The organism is Beggiatoa alba B18LD, assembly GCF_000245015.1.
GTDB lineage: Bacteria > Pseudomonadota > Gammaproteobacteria > Beggiatoales > Beggiatoaceae > Beggiatoa > Beggiatoa alba.
In genome coordinates this window covers 3481020-3501175 of the sequence record NZ_JH600070.1, presented here as the reverse complement: position 1 = coordinate 3501175, position 20156 = coordinate 3481020, and the positions used below count along the sequence as shown (strand labels likewise).

Annotated in this window: 13 protein-coding genes and 1 tRNA gene; 3 read left to right on the top strand and 11 right to left on the bottom strand. The window is 44.2% G+C overall.

Features of this window, described 5'->3' with window-relative positions:
• The first annotated feature begins 566 nt into the window (after positions 1-566).
• A complete protein-coding gene (locus BEGALDRAFT_RS14340) occupies positions 567-2921 on the top strand; it encodes an Rne/Rng family ribonuclease (protein WP_002691167.1) in 2355 nt (784 codons plus the stop codon).
• Between the two features lie 234 nt (positions 2922-3155).
• Here the strand turns inward: BEGALDRAFT_RS14340 and BEGALDRAFT_RS14335 are convergent, their stop codons facing one another.
• The gene (locus BEGALDRAFT_RS14335) at positions 3156-4025 is read right to left on the bottom strand and encodes an IS982 family transposase (protein WP_002691165.1); all 870 of its coding nucleotides are present in this window, start codon (positions 4023-4025) and stop codon (positions 3156-3158) included.
• Between the two features lie 406 nt (positions 4026-4431).
• On the opposite strand from BEGALDRAFT_RS14335, the gene BEGALDRAFT_RS14325 reads away from it, so the two are divergent.
• A complete protein-coding gene (locus BEGALDRAFT_RS14325) occupies positions 4432-5661 on the top strand; it encodes a tetratricopeptide repeat protein (RefSeq protein WP_002691163.1) in 1230 nt (409 codons plus the stop codon).
• Between the two features lie 19 nt (positions 5662-5680).
• Complete coding sequence (locus BEGALDRAFT_RS14320) at positions 5681-6709, top strand: SUMF1/EgtB/PvdO family nonheme iron enzyme (RefSeq protein WP_002691161.1); 1029 nt, start codon at positions 5681-5683, stop codon at positions 6707-6709.
• A gap of 97 nt (positions 6710-6806) precedes the next feature.
• Here BEGALDRAFT_RS14320 and rpoC read toward each other — a convergent pair whose 3' ends face one another.
• The 10 genes from rpoC to tuf all read right to left on the bottom strand — a co-directional run bounded on the left by rpoC (position 6807) and on the right by tuf (position 20137).
• Positions 6807-11042, bottom strand: a complete 4236-nt coding sequence (gene rpoC, locus BEGALDRAFT_RS14315) for a DNA-directed RNA polymerase subunit beta' (protein ID WP_050978449.1) — start codon at positions 11040-11042, stop codon at positions 6807-6809.
• 114 nt (positions 11043-11156) lie between these two features.
• Positions 11157-15254, bottom strand: coding sequence for a DNA-directed RNA polymerase subunit beta (rpoB, locus tag BEGALDRAFT_RS14310; RefSeq protein ID WP_002691158.1), 4098 nt, complete (start codon positions 15252-15254; stop codon positions 11157-11159).
• Positions 15255-15424: 170 nt separating this feature from the next.
• Positions 15425-15802: a 50S ribosomal protein L7/L12 gene (rplL, locus tag BEGALDRAFT_RS14305; RefSeq protein ID WP_002691156.1), complete on the bottom strand. Its 378-nt coding sequence runs from the start codon at positions 15800-15802 to the stop codon at positions 15425-15427.
• 63 nt (positions 15803-15865) lie between these two features.
• The gene (rplJ, locus tag BEGALDRAFT_RS14300; RefSeq protein ID WP_002691154.1) at positions 15866-16393 is read right to left on the bottom strand and encodes a 50S ribosomal protein L10; all 528 of its coding nucleotides are present in this window, start codon (positions 16391-16393) and stop codon (positions 15866-15868) included.
• Between the two features lie 166 nt (positions 16394-16559).
• On the bottom strand, positions 16560-17264 hold the full coding sequence (rplA, locus tag BEGALDRAFT_RS14295) for a 50S ribosomal protein L1 (RefSeq protein ID WP_002691151.1): 705 nt from the start codon (positions 17262-17264) through the stop codon (positions 16560-16562).
• A gap of 2 nt (positions 17265-17266) precedes the next feature.
• Positions 17267-17698 (bottom strand): 50S ribosomal protein L11, encoded by a 432-nt coding sequence (rplK, locus tag BEGALDRAFT_RS14290; protein WP_002691149.1) that lies wholly within the window; start codon positions 17696-17698, stop codon positions 17267-17269.
• Positions 17699-17802: 104 nt separating this feature from the next.
• Complete coding sequence (gene nusG / locus BEGALDRAFT_RS14285) at positions 17803-18408, bottom strand: transcription termination/antitermination protein NusG (RefSeq protein ID WP_002691147.1); 606 nt, start codon at positions 18406-18408, stop codon at positions 17803-17805.
• 3 nt (positions 18409-18411) lie between these two features.
• The gene (gene secE / locus BEGALDRAFT_RS14280; RefSeq protein ID WP_002691145.1) at positions 18412-18792 is read right to left on the bottom strand and encodes a preprotein translocase subunit SecE; all 381 of its coding nucleotides are present in this window, start codon (positions 18790-18792) and stop codon (positions 18412-18414) included.
• A gap of 30 nt (positions 18793-18822) precedes the next feature.
• Positions 18823-18898, bottom strand: a tRNA-Trp gene (locus tag BEGALDRAFT_RS14275).
• Positions 18899-18946: 48 nt separating this feature from the next.
• Positions 18947-20137, bottom strand: a complete 1191-nt coding sequence (gene tuf / locus BEGALDRAFT_RS14270) for an elongation factor Tu (RefSeq protein ID WP_002690678.1) — start codon at positions 20135-20137, stop codon at positions 18947-18949.
• Positions 20138-20156: the final 19 nt, after the last annotated feature.

Genomic DNA, 20156 nt, shown 5'->3' with positions numbered 1-20156 from the left:
GCCGTTTGAACCTAATCAATCTGTTTTATCACTAAGTGCCAAAAGACGCTGAACAACAGAGAGTGCAACAAGACGGCATCCGCTTCACCTAAAAACAAATTGTGAAACGGACAAGTAACGTGAGTAGTGCGAATTTCACGCTGTTAACAACCCAATTAAAACGAATCAACAGCGACAAGAGAACCCATTACCACTTAATTGCCAAAAGCATGGAACAAGGTGGGTAAAATGATGGTCATCAAAAAGTTAATGTGTCAACTAACCCAAACACGTTACACCGAAAACCGAAATATTTTAACTATCGCTGTTATTCCCTTCTAATCCTGTGGGTCTAACGTACACCGCTTACGCTCACCCGCTCACGTTACACACAATACAACGCACTCACCACGCCATCCAGCAGGACACTGGATTGGTAACTACTTAATAATCCATAGTATTACGCTCCCGCCTTCCGTGAAGAAGGCTTGCTCGCACACTGAGAGGGAAACACATCCCCAGACACTCAATGATGCTGACTCGCACACCGAAGGGGTTGAGCGTTGTTACTTTTTAGGGACACAACCGTGAAGAGAATATTAATCAACGCAACCCAGCCAGAAGAGTTGCGTGTAGCAATGGTCGATGGACAGCGGTTATACAACTTCGACATCGAAACCGCCGCACGCAAACAAACCAAATCCAATATTTATAAAGGTCGTATCACTCGCATAGAACCCAGCTTAGAAGCCGCCTTTGTTGACTACGGCGCAGACAGACACGGGTTTTTACCCCTCAAAGACATTTCCCGCAGTTACTTCCAAATTCCTGTTACTTACGCCCCCCTGCCTGAAGACACCCTAGACGGCGACGAATATAACGACGACGACATTCAAACCATCGCCCCTCAACCCATCCCTGTACGTGGCAATATCAAAGAATTGCTAAAAGAAGGGCAAGAACTCATCGTTCAAGTTGACAAAGAAGAACGGGGCAACAAAGGCGCGGCACTCACCACATTTATCAGCCTTGCAGGTCGCTACGTCGTCTTAATGCCCAATAACCCCCGAGCGGGTGGCGTTTCTCGACGCATAGAAGGCGATGACCGCAGCGAAGCCCGCGAAGTACTCAGCACATTAGACATACCCGACGGCATGGGCGTAATTTTACGCACCGCAGGCATGGGCAAAACCGCCGAAGAACTCAAATGGGACTTAGAATATCTACTCGGTCTATGGCACGCCATAGAAGAATCCTCCCGCGACCGTAGCGCGCCGTTCCTCATCTACCAAGAAAGCAACGTCATTATTCGTGCCATTCGTGACTACTTCCGCGAAGACATTAACGAAATTCTCGTTGATGACGAAGAAATTTACGCAGAAGCCATGGACTTCATGCGTCAAGTCATGCCCCAATACCTGACCAAGGTCAAACTCTACAACGACAACGTACCCCTATTTACCCGCTACCAAATTGAAAGCCAAATCGAATCCGCGTTTCAACGCGAAGTTCGCCTGCCTTCAGGGGGAGCTATCGTTTTAGACCATACCGAAGCCCTACTTTCCATCGATATCAACTCCTCCAAAGCCACAAAAGGCGGCGATATTGAAGAAACCGCATTAAATACCAATCTGGAAGCCGTTGAAGAAATTGCGCGACAATTACGCCTCCGCGACTTAGGCGGACTCATCGTTATCGACTTCATCGACATGATGAGCCATAAAAACCAACGCGAAGTTGAAAGCCGTCTCAAAGAAGCCTTAAAAATGGACAGAGCGCGGGTACAAGTCGGACGTATTTCCCGCTTTGGACTGTTAGAAATGTCCCGCCAACGTCTGCGCCCCTCGCTTGGCGAATCCAGCCACATCATGTGCCCGCGTTGTAACGGACAAGGCAAAATCCGCAGTGTCGAATCGCTCTCACTGGCTATCTTACGCCTGATAGAAGAAGAAGCGATGAAAGAACGGACAGTAAAAGTCGTCGCCCAAGTACCCGTAGATGTTGCGACTTACCTACTCAACGAAAAACGCAAGACCATCCAAGAAATTGAAGAACGGCAAAAAATCGAAGTAGCACTAATTCCGAATCCCCATCTCGAAACGCCTAAATATGAAGTACAACGTCTCCGTCAAGATGATAAAGCCGTAAACAGCGATAAACCCAGCTACCAAACAGTGGTTGAACCAACGGAAGATAAAGCCGTTATTGAACACTACAGCCACTTACCCAAACAACAACAAACAGGGATTGAAGAACCTGCCGTAAAGAGCTTGGCTTATACACAACCGCCTGTACAACCGCTACATCATCACACCCCTGAAGAATCCCAAAATCACGGCATTCTGAAACGGATGTGGGGTTTATTATTTGGCAATGAAACAACTTCGACTAAACCCGAACCTGTAGCTATTGTTCAACAAATTAACGCCGTCCCCCCCATTGCCCCCCGTTCAAATCGCAATACACCACGGAATAACAACGCGAACCGTAACACACGGAAAAATAACACAGGACGCGACACAAACAACGGACGTAGTGCAAATAACCGCACAAATAACCAAACAACACAACAATTAGTAGAATCTATTACCGAAAAAATGCCTTCACTGGCAGAAAATGGTGATAATGCAACTGCGAAGAAAGAACGTTCCTCAATGCGTCGTAGCCGTCGCGGTGGCAGACGTAAACGCACTGAAAATACAGGTAATGGCGAAGCGATGGAAGGACAAAACCGTTATGATAACGCGGAACAAAACCAAACCATCACGACCAATGAGACGAGCACAATAGAACACACACCCGCACCTGTTTCCGCACCGATTGCGCCACCCGTGCAGCAACAACCTGTCTATGTGCCAGAACCGTCTTACCATCCTGTTGTTTACGACCCCCCTGTTCAACATGTTCCACAACAAGATGAAGGACAGAAACGCGAAGATTAGCCCTTGAGTTTATAGAAAAAGACCTGCTAGGTTTGTAAAACTTAGCAGGTCTTTTTTTGTCTGAATCAGAATTTTCAGAATTAGCAGAATTAAAAAACGTGATTCGTATTAACCTGAGTTCGGCGATTTTCTTTTAAAAAGACAACAGCTTGTCTGAATCAGGATTTTCAGAATTAACAGAATTTAAACCCCTTAAACCAAGAAATTAATAACGCGAGTACGGCGAAAAAGGACTTAAATAAAAAGAGGTTGAGAAGGATTTAGCAAATTAAAGCCATCATCAAGTTTAGGATTAATGCGAGACATCAAAGAAGGCTTATGGAGCTTCCAAGTGTAAGCAATAAGCCCCGCAATGACATTGACCATAAACCCCAAGACACTGCGATGGCGCGTATGTTCAATCTGAGTGAATGATTTAAGCTGACCGATAACGGTTTCTATCAAGGAGCGTTTTTTTAGCATTATCGTATCAAATTCACTGAGCGACTCTTTTTTCATGTTTTTACGGACACCTGTGATTAATTCAATGCCTTGCGTTTTCAAAGTTGCCTTTAATGCCTTAGAAATATAGCCCTTGTCACCATATAACTTACCTTGAATAAATTGCGTCATCGCCCTTAAGCCCTTGCGGTCATCAAAATTCGCAGCGGTGAGAAAAAAGGAGATTAATTCCCCTGTATCATCAATGACTAAATGCAATTTAAAGCCAAAATACCACCCAATAGAGTTCTTCCCCCGTTGTGCAAGGTTTGCAAAGGTTTTATGGTGTGAAATTCGCCGATTGTGACAAACCTTTAACGGGGTTGAGTCAATGAAGGCAATCCCGCGAGAGTTTACCCGCCGACTGTGCAAGTAGGCACTGACCCGTTTCGGAAACGCCCTCCCGAGTACCTGCGGAACATAGTGGGTATAAAATCCTTTGAAATGACGTTGATTAGATTGATGAAACAACACGAGTAAGGTCATCACTTCCGACGGGGACATTGTCCCATCTCGCTGACTTTTCTTGGGATTTCCTTCTTCTAACAACATTTGTTCCCATAAGGGTATAAACCATTTACAAAAGTCATCGATTGAGCAGAACAGGATTGTTATCATATCCATGGTTGTACCTTTGGAAAGTGGGGGTGGACGTTTAGTGATGTTCCATTATTCCTACTTTTCCTTTAGGTACAACTTTTTATTTCTTCCATTCCGCTTTTATTCCGCTTTTATCATTAATCCTCTGTTTTATATCTATTATCTCGCCGTACTCGCGTTATTAGCTAAAGCATTCATTGGGTTGCCATGTGCGATAAATAAAGCGGGTAAACGATTAGCCATGATTTTTTTCCCTCAATGATAAATATTGTTTCAATTATTATATTGCTAATTAGTACAAATCAAATATGAAATTTAAAAAATTTTACTGTTTTGATTTAAATAAAAATTTTCTGTTTAGTGTAAAATAACGATAGCAACTTGATTGTTGTTGCGATAAGGAAAGTATTCATTCATGTAGAGGTGACTTATGTCTCGTTTTTTTTATCGTAGTCTTTTACTTTACGGGTTGCTTTGTACTCCCTTGGTAATAACACAAGTATTTGCAAACGCTTGCCAAGTGACGGATAAAGCAAAAATGATTCGTTTATTACAAGCGGTCGGAGAAACTGGCAGTGCGGAATTATGTGCATTTTGGCTTGCTGTTGAACAAGCCCAACAAACAAATAGTTATGAGGCGTGGAAAACTGTCGCCGTGAGTCATCAGGAACTAGATGCACAAACGGGATTTATCAGTTATTTAAAAACGTGGCAACAGGCAACTAATCAAAATAAGGCAGAAACCTATCAGGACTTCATGCGGATTAAACCCGATTCACAGTTTAATTTAAACGCCGTTCATGCCATTTATTTGTTGGCGCAAAAGGAAGATACGATTAAAGCATATCGTAATTTTATGACTGATTTTCCTAATACACCGCAAGCGATTGAGGCGTTATTACGTATTCATGAATTAGCCTATGCAAAAGCACAACAGAAGGATAAAGCTGAATATTATGATTTATTCGTTTTAATGTTTCCTGATGCCATGCAAGTGCCACAAGCAATTGAGGCGGCGGTTGTTGCGGAAAAAAAAGCCATTTTAAATAAGTTAGGCGATAAAAAATGCACATTAGAGGACTCTGACCCACTGTGTGACCGTCTAGCAAATTTGTTATTTTCAAAAATGTTAAAAGAGGAACAACCCATACATGTGCGTAATCGAGAGTTCATGTTATTAAAAGATGATTTATTTTTACATACATCTGCCAGTAGTAATGCACAAGCACATCAAGTTGTTGTTCAATTGCTCAATGGTATTAAACAGCAACTTGATGAAAACAATAAAAAAATTGACGATATGAAACAAGTAGTTACTGATGTCATCGTTGCAGAACATCAACAATTAGTGGGATTAATTCAACAACAAGGACAGGAGCTTAAAGTGGTTTTAAAAACCCATCATGATTTTATGGCACAACAATTTGTACAAGTGAATCAGCAGTTAAACAATGTTAATAACAATATCAATTCACTAAGAAATGAGGCTATTGTTGAAAGTATTATTAAAACTATTCCTATTCCGTATATCAATGAATTTGTGAACCCTATTGCAAAAATTATAGGCGTTACACAGCATAATATGGTCGATATTGTAGAAGCAGGGGTAAAAGCAGGTATTACTGAGGTCGCAAATATAGCAATTGAATTATTGGGTTAAATAGCAAGGAGCACCTATTATGAAATGGCTTTCTATGAGTTTACTTTTTCTACCACTACTCACTTTTGCAGAACAAACAGGTTTTTTAGTGATAAAAACTGACCCTGAAATCGCTGATATTTTCGTAGATGGTGAGTTTAAAGCAAATTCGTCAAAAGTTATCGTTGAAGTTCCTGCAGGTTCACATGACATCAAAGTGACACAGGGAAATAGAACAACAGTACTGAAAAACATTAAAATTAGTGCAGGCACAACTGTTATTAAGGAATTGAAATTAAATGCACCTGTTATTGTTAACGATTTAGCTGATAGTAAAGTATTTCGAGATGTTTTAGCAGAAAATGGTAGCCCCTGTGACTTTTGTCCCGAAATGGTTTGGATACCAGCGGGTACATTTAAAATGGGCAGTAATACCAATAAGTGGAATGAGGACTGGGATCAGAAGCCTGCACATGACGTTAACATACGAGACCTTTTAGCTATTGGCATCTACGAAATTACCTTTGAACAATATGATTATTTTGCCAATGCAACAGGGCGACAAACCCCTTCTGATAATAATTGGGGACGTTATAAGCATCCTGTTATTAATGTGAGTTGGGATGATGCAACTGCCTATGCTGCATGGTTAAGTCAAGTAACAGGGTATCAATACCGCTTACCCACAGAAGCAGAATGGGAATATGTTGCCCGTGCGGGAACAATGACTAATTTTTGGTGGGGAAATGATCTTCTTGGTAAGGCTAATTGTTATGGAAATAATAATAAAACATTACCGATTGGTTCATTCAATGCAAATAAATTTGGACTGTACGACACAGTAGGAAATGTATGGGAGTGGACATGTTCGGAATATGATAAAAGAGCATATGAAACAAACTCCAGCACTGCTCATCTAAAATGTAGCCAACAATCAGGTAGTAAAGTATTACGTGGCGGTTCATGGAACAGCAATAAAAATGGCTGTCGTGTTACGTATCGATTAAATAAAGACTCTACCAATAAAGATAATATGACAGGCTTCCGTGTCGTCCGTTTAGCGGATTGAGCCAACAACTCGCATTTAATAAATTCAGGATTTAAAAAAAGCCCCGTTAGCGTTCAACACTAACAGGGCTTTTCACTATCAGATGCTTTTAAAAATACTAAGTTTCTGATGTCTTTTCTGTACTAATTGTGGTTGCTTCTGGCGCAATAGTACTACTTCCCCCTAAGACTTTACGCCGTTGAGAACGACGCTCATCATGATAGGCTAACCCTGTACCCGCAGGGATTAAACGACCGACAATCACGTTTTCTTTTAAGCCTCGTAAATCATCGTATTTACCACTGACAGATGCTTCGGTTAAAACGCGGGTAGTTTCTTGGAAGGAGGCAGCAGATATAAAGGACTCTGTGGCTAAAGAGGCTTTTGTAATCCCTAATAACATCGGTTCCCATGTGGCTGTGGCTTTGTCATCGCCTTCAGCACGAACGCGCTCATTCTCTTCATGCAATTTTGCCCGTTCGACTTGTTCACCTTTGAGTAAACGGCTATCACCTGGGTCAACAATCGTAACTTTACGGAGCATTTGACGCACAATCACTTCAATGTGTTTGTCGTTAATCTTCACGCCTTGTAAGCGGTAAACTTCTTGCACTTCGTTGACTATGTAACGGGCCAATTCAGCCACGCCGAGCAGACGTAAAATGTCATGTGGATTGGGTGCGCCATCAACTAAGGTTTCGCCTTTTTCTACATGTTCCCCTTCGAACACATTGACATGTCGCCACTTTGGAATGGGAATTTCATATTGTTGCCCATCTTTAGAGGTGATGATTAAGCGTTGTTTAGTCTTGGTGTCTTTCCCGAAACTGACTGTACCGCTGTATTCCGCCAAAACGGATGGCTCTTTAGGAATACGGGCTTCAAATAGGTCAGCAACGCGAGGTAAACCCCCTGTAATATCACGAGTTTTAGAAGATTCTTGTGGTAAGCGGGCGATAACGTCACCAATGCTCACACTTTGTTCATTCTCTACGGTAATAATAGCGCGGGGCGGTAAAAAGTAGGTTGCTGGGATTTGAGTCCCGATGATATTTAAATCTTGTCCTGTTTCGTCGACCAATTTCACCATTGGACGCATGTCTTTTGCGTGAGAAGGACGTTGTTTCGGGTCAGTCACCACAATGCTGGTTAAGCCTGTGTATTCGTCAGTTTGACGGTTTACCGTTACCCCTTCAATCACGTCAGTGAAGCTAATTCGACCTTCCACTTCGGTAATAATCGGATGGGTATGCGGGTCCCAACTGGCAACAAGTTGCCCTGCTTCAACGGGGTCGCCATCACGGATGGTGAAGACTGCGCCGTAAGGCACTTTGTAGCGTTCGCGTTCACGACCATTATCATCTTGAATGGCTAATTCGCCAGAACGAGAAACGGCAACAACTCGCGCCACACCTTCCGCGTTCTTTTGTTCCACTGTTTTGATGTTATGGAGTTTAGCAATCCCTTTGGCTTTAACTTCAATATTGTTGATAGCAACGGCTCGAGAGGCTGCTCCCCCGATATGGAAGGTACGCATGGTGAGCTGTGTACCAGGTTCACCGATGGATTGTGCCGCAATAACGCCGACTGCTTCGCCCATATTGACAATGTGCCCACGTCCTAAGTCACGACCATAGCAGTTTGCACAAATGCCGTAACGAGATTCGCAGGTAATTGCCGAGCGGACTTTAACGCGGTCTATCCCTAAGGTTTCTAATTTTTCAACCCAGCTTTCATCTAAGAGTGTGCCACGTTTAACAGCCGCTTCTTCTTGGTCTGGGATAAAAATATCTTCGGCAACAATCCGTCCTAACACGCGCTCGCGGAGGGGTTCAACTACGTCACCGCCTTCAATTAACGGGGTCATTTCTAGCCCGTTGTGGGTGCCGCAGTCTTTTTCTAAAATCACTAAGTCTTGGGCAACGTCAACCAAACGACGGGTTAAGTAACCTGAGTTTGCGGTTTTTAATGCAGTGTCGGCGAGACCTTTCCGCGCCCCGTGGGTAGAGATGAAGTATTGTAAAACGTCTAAGCCTTCACGGAAGTTTGCCGTAATCGGGGTTTCAATGATAGAGCCATCAGGTTTTGCCATTAAGCCCCGCATCCCTGCTAATTGCCGAATCTGTGCCGCAGAACCCCGCGCTCCTGAGTCTGCCATCATGTAAATGGAGTTAAAGGAGCGTTGCAGTTTGATTTTATCGTTTTCATCCATGACGATTTTGCCGTCTAAATCTTTCACGGCTTCGTCAGCAAGTTTGCTCATCATGGCTTTAGCGAGTTTATCGTTGGTACGTGACCAGATATCGATAACTTTGTTGTAGCGTTCGCCGTCCGTAATCAGCCCTGAAGCGTACTGATTTTGAATTTCAGTTACTTCTTTTTCTGCACTGGTGATAATGGTTGGTTTTTCATCAGGAATGACCATGTCTTTAATCCCGATGGAAATCCCTGCACGGGTTGCAAAGGAAAACCCTGTGTACATTAAGCGGTCAGCAAAGACGACTGTGTCTTTAAGACCAACACGGCGATAGCTGGTGTTAATCAGTTTGGAAATTGCTTTTTTGCTTAAGTCGCAGTCAACTACGGAGAAAGGCAGACCTTCGGGCAGAATTTCGGAGAGTAATGCCCGTCCAACGGTGGTTTTACGTAAAGCGATATTGGATTGTTTTTCGCCTTTTTCATTAAAGACGGTTTCTTTAATCCGTACTTCAATACCTGCTTGTAAGGCTACAACACGATTTTCATAAGCGCGATGTACTTCATTAACATCCGCGAATTTCATGCCTTCGCCTTTGGCGTTTTCGCGTTTACGGGTCATGTAGTACAACCCTAACACCACGTCTTGTGAAGGGACGATAATCGGCTCGCCGTTCGCAGGAGATAAGACGTTATTAGAAGACATCATTAATGCACGGGCTTCTAATTGTGCCTCGATGGATAAAGGCACGTGGACTGCCATTTGGTCGCCGTCAAAGTCGGCGTTAAAGGCGGTACATACCAACGGATGCAATTGAATGGCTTTCCCTTCAATCAGCACAGGCTCAAAGGCTTGAATGCCTAGACGGTGCAAGGTTGGTGCGCGGTTGAGTAACACGGGATGTTCACGAATGACTTCTTCTAAAACGTCCCAGACTTCAGGGCCTTCACGCTCGACCATTTTTTTGGCGGCTTTAATCGTGGTTGCTAAACCACGCAGTTCTAATTTACCGAAAACGAAAGGCTTGAAGAGTTCCAACGCCATTTTTTTCGGCAACCCACATTGATGCAGGCGTAGGGTAGGTCCTACCACGATAACGGAACGACCAGAGTAGTCGACACGTTTGCCGAGTAAGTTTTGACGAAAACGCCCTTGCTTGCCTTTAATCATGTCAGCAAGGGATTTTAACGGCAGTTTATTTGTGCCTGTAATCGCCCGTCCGCGCCGTCCGTTGTCTAACAGTGCGTCGACTGCTTCTTGTAACATGCGTTTTTCATTGCGCACGATAATGTCAGGCGCGTTTAAGTCGAGCAGACGTTTTAAACGGTTGTTACGGTTAATAACCCGACGGTATAAGTCGTTTAAGTCAGACGTAGCAAAGCGTCCGCCGTCGAGTGGTACGAGTGGACGTAATTCAGGCGGTAACACGGGTAAAACTTTTAATACCATCCATTCAGGACGGTTGCCTGAGTGTAGGAAGGATTCAATCAGTTTTAAGCGTTTGTTGAGCTTTTTGATTTTAGTATCAGAATTGGTGCTGTTGATTTCTTCGCGTAAGCGGTTGACTTCTCCCGCTAAATCTAGGGTGCGAAGTAATTCATAAATTGCTTCTGCGCCCATACGTGCGTCGAATTCGTCGCCATGTTCTTCTAAGGCATCTAAATATTGTTCTTCTGTCAGTAATTGACCGCGTTCTAAGGAGGTTAAACCCGGTTCAATAACGACGTAGGCTTCAAAATAGAGAATACGTTCAATGTCGCGCAGAGTTAAGTCTAAAATCAAGCCCATGCGGGATGGTAAGGATTTTAAATACCAAATATGGGCGACAGGGCTGGCTAGTTCGATGTGTCCCATGCGTTCACGTCGAACTTTGGCTTGCGTGACTTCTACGCCACATTTTTCGCAAACCACACCGCGATGTTTTAAGCGTTTGTATTTACCACATAAGCATTCGTAGTCTTTGACAGGCCCGAAGATTTTTGCGCAAAACAATCCATCCCGCTCAGGTTTAAATGTGCGGTAGTTGATGGTTTCTGGTTTTTTGACTTCCCCATAAGACCAAGAGCGAATTTTCTCGGGGGAGGCTAGACCGATACAAATACGGTCAAATTCTTCTATATGCCCTTGGCTGTTCAACAAATTCATTAAATCTTTCAAGGTCGTTCTCCGCTTGTAGAATTCTGGAGGTGGGCGGGTTTGGTTGCAAAAAAATGATTAATCAGTGTTTGCAACCTGAAACCGCCACGGATTCATAAACGTACCGTCGGTAAACTAATTGTTTTGTTCTAACTCCATATCAATTCCCAATGAGCGAATTTCCTTCACTAAGACGTTAAAAGACTCTGGCATGCCTGCTTCCATACGGTGGTCACCATCAACGATGTTTTTGTACATTTTTGTCCGTCCATTCACGTCGTCTGATTTGACGGTGAGCATTTCTTGCAAGGTGTAAGCCGCGCCATAGGCTTCTAATGCCCACACTTCCATTTCCCCGAAGCGTTGTCCCCCGAATTGGGCTTTACCGCCTAAGGGTTGTTGGGTGACGAGACTGTAAGGTCCTGTAGAACGGGCGTGCATCTTGTCATCGACTAAGTGGTTCAATTTCAGCATGTACATGTAGCCAACAGTGACTTCACGCTCAAAGGCTTCGCCTGTCCGTCCGTCATATAACACGGTTTGCCCTGTTGTCGGTAAATCCGCTAGTTCTAGCATCGCTTGAATTTCGTCTTCGCTCGCACCGTCAAAAACTGGAGTCGCGGTGGGGACACCTTTACGCAGATTTTTAGCTAATTCAATGATTTCATCATCGGTAAAGCTGTTGATATCTTCGGATTTTCCGCCTGTCGTGTTATAGACTTTACGGAGGAATTCACGAATTTCTGCCACGGAGGCGCGTTGGTGAGCTTTCAACATATTGTCGATGCGTTCACCAATGCCTTTTGCTGCCCAGCCTAAGTGGGTTTCTAAGACTTGTCCGATGTTCATCCGAGAAGGCACGCCCAGCGGGTTCAAGACGATGTCAACAGGACGACCATCTTTGCGATAGGGCATGTCTTCAACGGGGACAATCATGGAAACAACCCCTTTGTTTCCGTGACGACCTGCCATCTTGTCACCTGGTTGGACGCGACGTTTAACCGCAAGATAGACTTTGACCATTTTTAACACACCAGGGGCGAGGTCATCGCCTGCTGCGAGTTTTTTGCGTTTTTCTTCAAACGCTTCATCGGCACGTTTCCGTTCTTGTTCCAGAATGTCTTTAGACAATTCTAGTTGTTCTTGAACGGCAGGTTCTTGCAGGTTAATTTCGAACCATTGTTCACGGTTTAAACCTGCAAGATACTCTTTACTAATGGGCTTTTGAGAGTCTAAGCCTTTCGGGCCACTGATGGCTTTATGTCCAATCAGGATTTTTTCTAAGCGTTGATAAGTGTCATCTTCTAAAATACGGAATTTATCGCGTAAGTCTTTGCGAACTTTTTCTAATTCCGCTTGGTCGATTTGTTTGGCGCGTTCGTCTTTTTCCACGCTGTCGCGGGTGAAGACTTGCACGTCGATAACGGTGCCGTAAGTGCCAGAAGAAACCCGTAATGAAGTATCTTTTACGTCGGAGGCTTTTTCACCGAAAATGGCGCGTAATAATTTTTCTTCAGGGGTTAATTGAGTTTCCCCTTTAGGGGTTACTTTACCAACGAGAATATCACCTGGACGAACTTCAGCCCCAATATAAACAATCCCTGATTGGTCAAGTTTATTCAGTGCGGCTTCGCTGACATTGGGAATATCGGCTGTGATTTCTTCCGCACCCAGTTTGGTATCCCGTGCCATACAACTCAATTCGACGATGTGAATTGAGGTGAAGCGGTCTTCTTCTACGACTCGTTCAGAAATTAAAATTGAGTCTTCGAAGTTGTAACCATTCCACGGCATGAACGCCACCAGCATATTTTGCCCTAAAGCAAGTTCGCCTAAATCGGTAGAAGGGCCATCCGCTAATACGTCGCCTTTTGCAATCACGTCCCCAGGTTTGACTAAGGGGCGTTGATTAATGCAGGTGTTTTGGTTGGAACGGACGTATTTCGTTAAGTTGTAAATATCGACCCCAGCTTCACCGGGTTCTGTTTCGTTATCATTCACTCGAACAACAACCCGTGCCGCGTCAACAGAGTCGACAATTCCGCCACGTTCTGCGGCAACGGCAACGCCTGAGTCGATGGCTACTGTGCGTTCAATCCCTGTACCGACTAAGGGTTTTTCTGCCCGTAAGGTTGGCACGGCTTGACGTTGCATGTTAGAACCCATGAGCGCACGGTTTGCGTCATCGTGTTCTAAGAAGGGAATTAACGCGGCTGCAACAGAGACGATTTGCATGGGGGACACGTCCATGTATTGCACGCTGTCTTTTAGAACAAGTGTGAATTCATTTTTATGACGGGCGGTTACATGCTCTTCTGTAAAGCGTCCTTCTGCGTCTAAGGTTGCATTTGCCTGTGCAATGACGAAGTTGCCTTCTTCAATGGCGGATAAATAATCAACTTTATTCGTGACTTTGCCATCTTCAACGCGACGATAAGGGGTTTCTAAGAATCCATATTCATTGGTACGTGCAAAAACAGACAGGGAGTTAATCAAACCAATGTTCGGTCCTTCAGGGGTTTCAATCGGACATACGCGCCCATAGTGGGTTGGATGTACGTCACGGACTTCAAAGCCTGCCCGTTCACGGGTTAAGCCCCCCGGCCCTAAGGCGGAAACACGGCGTTTATGCGTGACTTCGGATAAGGGGTTGTTTTGATCCATGAATTGGGAGAGTTGGCTAGAGCCAAAGAATTCCCGAATAGCAGCAGACACAGGTTTGGCGTTAATTAACTCTTGCGGCATCATATTTTCTGATTCCGCTAAGGATAAGCGTTCTTTAACCGCACGTTCAACCCGTACTAAACCTATACGGAATTGATTTTCTGCCATTTCCCCAACACTACGAATCCGACGATTGCCTAAATGGTCAATGTCATCCACGGTGCCGTTACCGTTTCGAATATCAATCAGCGTGCGCAAAACTGCTAAGATATCATCGGTAGATAACACGCCAGGTCCAGTTAATTCGTCACGTCCAACCCGACGGTTAAACTTCATCCGCCCAACGGCAGATAAATCATAACGGTCTTCGGAGAAGAAGAGACTTTGAAATAAAGTTTCTGCCGATTCTGCCGTCGGCGGTTCACCTGGGCGCATCATTCGATAAATTTCGTAATGCGCTTCTAATGGGGTTGTCGTTGTGTCTAACCGTAAAGTATCAGAGAGGTAAGGCCCTCTATCTAAATCATTAATATAGAGCGTTTTAAATTGTTGAATGCGATTTTCACGCAATAAACGAATGACATCGGCAGTGATTTCTTCGTTTGCACGAATGACCAGTTTTCCTTCACTGTCATTAATATCGTGTGCAATGACTTTCCCGAATAAGTAATCATCAGGAACAGGCAAGGAGGTAATATTCGCTTTTTCGAATTGTTTTATATGTTTCGCGGTGATACGTCGCCCTGTTTCGACAATTAACTGTCCTTCCGCGTCGCGAATATCAAAGCTGGCTAATTCACCCCGTAAGCGGTCAGCAACAAGGGCAAAAGAAAATTGGTCTGTTTGTGCACTATAAGTAAAGGCATTAGTATCAAAGAACATTTCCAGCATTTGCTGGTTGTTATAACCCAATGCACGTAACAAGATACTGACAGGTAACTTACGTCGTCTGTCAATCCGTACGAAAATGCAATCTTTATGGTCAAATTCAAAATCTAACCATGAGCCACGGTAGGGAATCACACGGGCTGCATAGAGGAATTTACCCGAGGAATGGGTTTTCCCTTTATCATGGTCAAAAAAGACCCCTGGTGAACGGTGTAACTGTGACACAATCACGCGCTCAGTGCCATTAATGACGAACGTGCCATTATTGGTCATGAGGGGGAGTTCACCCATATAAACTTCTTGTTCTTTAATGTCTTTAATGCTGCGGGTTTTGGTATCTTTCGCTTCCTTATCGTATAACACTAAGCGCACTTTAACCCGTAAAGACGCAGCAAAGGTCATACCCCGTACTTGACATTCTTTAACGTCAAAAACAGGTTTACCTAAACGATAACTCACGTATTCTAATGCTGCATTGCCTGAGTAGCTGACAATCGGAAACACCGACTTAAACGCCGCGTGTAATCCGACATTGGTTCTTTGCTCGGTGGCAATGTCTTTTTGCAGGAAAGTGCGGTAGGATTCAAGCTGGATAGCGAGCAGATAAGGAATATCCAGTATCTTTGGCAGTTTACCGAAGCTCTTGCGGATGCGCTTTTTCTCAGTGAAAGAGTAAGTCATGGGGACTCCCGGTTGACCATAGCATGATGTGATGATGCAATCATGACATCAATAGGATAGGCTAGCACTAACAGAAAAAGGCCGGCAACATAAGTGTCACCAGCCGTTTATTTTACCACGGCGTAACAAGTTGTCTGTACGCCTTCACAAGCGAAAACTGCCAATCAATCTTACTTGATATCGACAGCTGCGCCAGCTTCTTCAAGTTCTTTCTTAATTTTGGCGGCTTCATCTTTAGAGACCGCTTCTTTAACAGTTGCAGGAACTGCTTCAACGAGGTCTTTTGCTTCTTTCAGACCTAAACCAGTAATACCACGGATGGTTTTAATCACGCCGACTTTATTGCTACCAAAGCTGGTCATGATAACGTTGAATTCGGTTTGTTCTTCAGCAACAGGGGCGGCAGCGGCAGCGGTAGGGGCAGCAACAGCAACTGCAGCAGCAGCGGAAACGCCGAATTTTTCTTCCATTGCTTTAATTAAATCAACAACTTCCATCACGGTCATGTTGGAAATAGTTTCTAAAATATCTTCTTTAGATACGGCCATTGTAAACTCCTAAAATCAAGCGATAAAGAGGCTTGATATTGAAAATAAAGTAAATTGATAAACTTAAGCGGCTTCTTTGCTGTCGCGAATTGCTGCCACTGTGCGAACCAGTTTGGCATGGGGTTCTGCCAAGGTACGGACAAATTTGGTAATCGGGGCTTGTATGACAGACATCAGGCTGGCAATCGCTTCTTCGCGTGTTGGGAGTTTAGCGACTTTGTCTAAGTCTTCTGCTCCAAACAATTGCCCACCAATGGCAACTCCTTTCACCACCATTTTTTGGTTGGTTTTCAGGAAGTCTCTAAATACTCTCGCAGGTGCACCAGGGTCTTCCCCAGAAAGGGCAAGAATAACAGGCCCTTTTAAGACTTCTTGAATACATTTCAAGGAAGTCCCTTCAACAGCGCGACGTGCTAACGTATTTTTGATAACTCGCACATAAACATTGGCTTGGCGAGCATCAACACGTAATTTAGTGAGTTCAGCGACAGTCATACCACGATATTCAGCGACAACGGCAGAATGTGCTTTAACAGCAACTTCAGACACTTCTGCAATAATGGCTTGCTTATCTTCAAGCTTAAGCGGCATTTGCTTAATCTCCTGGTTTGGTTTTATCGTCAGCTTTTACACTGAACATACCAGCAAAAACCTGTATGGATTTTGCCGTCTGCGTAGGGTTATTAAGTCATTTCTGACACCTACGGTCTTTGACGGCTACTGATTAAGAGTTATTCAGCAGCCGAAAGCCTGTTACTTATTGAACGGTGTTCACTAAGCTATTTTGATCCACAAGTAAACCTGGACCCATGGTGGTAGAAACAGTAATCCGTTTCATGTAAACACCTTTAGCCGTGCTGGGTTTAATCTTGTTTAAATCATTTAACAATGCTTGTAAGTTTTCTTTTAAGGCATTGGCATCAAAAGAGACTTTTCCAATGGTGCAGTGGATAATCCCTGCTTTATCAGTACGATAACGAACTTGACCTGCTTTTGCATTTTTCACTGCGCCTGCGACATCAGGAGTCACAGTGCCTACTTTAGGGTTAGGCATTAAACCACGAGGGCCTAAAATTTGACCTAATTGTCCTACGATACGCATAGCATCAGGTGAGGCAATGACGACATCAAAGTCCATAAAGCCTTCTTTAATCCGTGCCGCTAAATCATCAAAGCCGACAATGTCAGCCCCTGCCGCACGGGCAGCATCAGCGGCCGCACCTTGTGTAAATACAGCAACACGGACAGTGTTACCTGTTCCATGTGGTAATACGGTAGAGCTACGGACTACTTGATCTGACTTACGAGGATCAACCCCTAAATTCACACTAACATCGACAGATTCAACGAATTTAGCAGGGGGTAAAGATTTTAACAGTTCAAGTGCATCCAATATGGGATATTGCTTACCAACTTGCAATTTTTCTTGGATTGCTTTTTGTCGTTTAGATAACTTTGCCATCTTTATACCCCTTCCGTCTCGATGCCCATACTGCGAGCACTACCTGCAATTGTCCGTACTGCTGCATCTAAATCTGCCGCAGTTAAGTCGGGCATTTTTAGTTTGGCAATGTCTTCTAACTGTTGACGTGAAACTTTACCGACCTTATTGGTGTGAGGGGTTTTGCTACCACTCTTGATACCTGCAGCTTTTTTCAATAATACGGACGCAGGTGGCGTTTTTAAAATGAATGTAAAAGAACGGTCACTATAAGCCGTAATCACAACAGGGGTTGGCATACCAGGCTCTAAATGCTGGGTTTGTGCATTGAACTCTTTACAGAACGCCATGATGTTTAAACCATGTTGACCTAACGCGGGGCCAACAGGGGGACTTGGATTAGCCTGACCTGCTTTTACTTGCAGTTTAATATAGGCTTGAACTTTCTTTGCCATTACGAAACTCCTTGGGTGATAACGCTATAGGAATAGCTCCCCAATTTTTTAGCGATTGATATAAAATATAAACTTAAAGCAACTCTATAAATTTGCTTTAAATACTAAATTTCTTTTTCGACTTGATTAAATTCTAATTCTACAGGGGTAGAACGACCGAAAATGAGTACAGCAACTCGTAACCGATTTTTTTCGTAGTTGACTTCTTCAACGACACCATTGAAATCATTGAAAGGACCATCGATCACTCGAACTACTTCGCCCGTTTCAAAAAGGACTTTCGGACGGGGCTTTTCAGCACCCTCTAAAACTCTCTGTAGGATAACGGCAACTTCTTTTTCTTTTAAAGGGGCAGGATGTTCTTGCGTTCCGCCAATAAAACCCACAACACGCGCTGTATCTTTAACGATATGCCATAATTCATTGCGCAATTCTTTGCGTTGAATAACATCTTCAACATCATCCCGTTCCATATCCATTTGCACTAATACATAGCCAGGATATAGTTTGCGCTCTACAGTACGTTTTTGTCCTTCACGGATTTCAGTAACCGACTCGCTAGGAACTAGAATATTGAGTTTATTGTTTTCATCACGCCCAAAACACTTTTTGAGTTCAGGGTGCGCACGCTCTACCCGTTCTTCTAAAGAACGTTTTGCCGCTTTCTCAAAGTTAGAATGCGCATGCACTACATACCAACGCATCGCCATGCGTTAGCCCCCCTGTCCTGTTAATAGACGAACAATCCAAAATAAAGTTGCATCTAGTATCCAGACAAATAGGGCAACAACAACAACCATGAGTAGCACAATGCCTGTCGTTTGTACCGTTTCTTGATTACTAGGCCAAACAACTTTACGGACTTCGATATGCGCTTCACGCAAAAAGCCCCAAACGAATCGACCTTTTTCCGTTTTAGAGGCTATAAATATCGCACCACCTACAGCTGCAAGGACTAAGGCAACGCGAACCGCAAATAATTTGCCTTCTAACAAGTGGAACACCACGACACTTGCAAATAATAAAGCGATAGCTATACCCCATTTAACAAGATCAGACTTGTCAGATGCGGGTGTATCCATATCTGTATTCATGTGCATCCTAAATACATTGATTGGGAATAATGGCAGGCCAGGAGGGTCTCGAACCCCCAACCTGCGGTTTTGGAGACCGCCGCTCTGCCAATTGAGCTACTGGCCTAAATTTGGCAAGCACAGCCATTAGATGGCTGTGCCAAAAGAGAAGTATTTACTCAATAACCTTAGTAACAACACCAGCACCAACGGTGCGACCACCTTCACGAATTGCAAAGCGTAAACCTTCGGTCATTGCAATCGGGTTAATCAATTTCACAGTTAACTTCACGTTATCACCAGGCATCACCATTTCTACGCCTGCGGGTAAGTCACATGCGCCTGTTACGTCGGTGGTACGGAAGTAGAATTGCGGACGGTAGCCGTTGAAAAACGGCGTATGACGACCACCTTCTTCTTTGCTTAATACGTAAACTTCTGTTTCAAAACGGGTATGTGGGGTGATTGTGCCAGGTTTCGCTAACACTTGACCGCGTTCTACGTCATCCCGTTTCGTTCCCCGTAATAACACGCCAACGTTGTCCCCTGCGACACCTTCGTCTAACAGTTTGCGGAACATTTCAACCCCTGTGCAGGTGGTTTTGGTGGTCGGACGAATACCAACAATTTCTACTTCTTCGCCAACTTTTACTTTGCCTTGTTCTACACGTCCCGTCACGACTGTTCCGCGACCAGAGATGGAGAATACGTCTTCAATCGGCATTAAGAAGGGTTTGTCGGTTTCACGAACAGGTTCAGGAATGTATCTGTCCATTTCTGCAACCAGTTTGTAAATGGCATTTACACCAATATCACTGCTATCACCTTCTAAGGCTTTTAAGGCAGAGCCGATAACAACGGGGGTGTCGTCACCAGGGAATTGATACTTGTCTAATAATTCACGGACTTCCATCTCGACGAGTTCTAATAACTCGGCGTCGTCAACCATGTCAGCTTTGTTCATGAACACAACAATGTAAGGCACGCCAACTTGACGGGCTAACAGGATGTGTTCGCGCGTTTGAGGCATAGGGCCATCAGCAGCGGAAACCACGAGAATCGCGCCGTCCATTTGGGCAGCCCCTGTAATCATGTTTTTGACGTAGTCAGCATGACCTGGGCAGTCAACGTGGGCGTAGTGACGGGTTTCTGATTGGTATTCAACGTGGGCAGTTGCGATGGTAATCCCACGAGCGCGTTCTTCAGGCGCTTTGTCAATTTGGTCGTAGGCTTTGAATTCGCCACCGAATTTTTCTGCCATACATTTGGTTAATGCCGCTGTCAGGGTCGTTTTGCCATGGTCAACGTGGCCGATTGTACCTACGTTTACGTGCGGCTTAGTGCGTTCAAATTTTGCCTTGGACATCGGTTCTATTCCTTCATTA

Bases quoted from the DNA above. Each gene is read 5' to 3' on its own strand.
- BEGALDRAFT_RS14335 (WP_002691165.1), bottom strand. From the start codon at position 4,025: ATGGATATGATAACAATCCTGTTCTGCTCAATCGATGACTTTTGTAAA.
- BEGALDRAFT_RS14325 (WP_002691163.1), top strand. From the start codon at position 4,432: ATGTCTCGTTTTTTTTATCGTAGTCTTTTACTTTACGGGTTGCTTTGT.
- BEGALDRAFT_RS14320 (WP_002691161.1), top strand. From the start codon at position 5,681: ATGAAATGGCTTTCTATGAGTTTACTTTTTCTACCACTACTCACTTTT.
- rpoB (WP_002691158.1), bottom strand. From the start codon at position 15,254: ATGACTTACTCTTTCACTGAGAAAAAGCGCATCCGCAAGAGCTTCGGT.
- rplL (WP_002691156.1), bottom strand. From the start codon at position 15,802: ATGGCCGTATCTAAAGAAGATATTTTAGAAACTATTTCCAACATGACC.
- rplJ (WP_002691154.1), bottom strand. From the start codon at position 16,393: ATGCCGCTTAAGCTTGAAGATAAGCAAGCCATTATTGCAGAAGTGTCT.
- rplA (WP_002691151.1), bottom strand. From the start codon at position 17,264: ATGGCAAAGTTATCTAAACGACAAAAAGCAATCCAAGAAAAATTGCAA.
- rplK (WP_002691149.1), bottom strand. From the start codon at position 17,698: ATGGCAAAGAAAGTTCAAGCCTATATTAAACTGCAAGTAAAAGCAGGT.
- nusG (WP_002691147.1), bottom strand. From the start codon at position 18,408: ATGGCGATGCGTTGGTATGTAGTGCATGCGCATTCTAACTTTGAGAAA.
- secE (WP_002691145.1), bottom strand. From the start codon at position 18,792: ATGAATACAGATATGGATACACCCGCATCTGACAAGTCTGATCTTGTT.
- tuf (WP_002690678.1), bottom strand. From the start codon at position 20,137: ATGTCCAAGGCAAAATTTGAACGCACTAAGCCGCACGTAAACGTAGGT.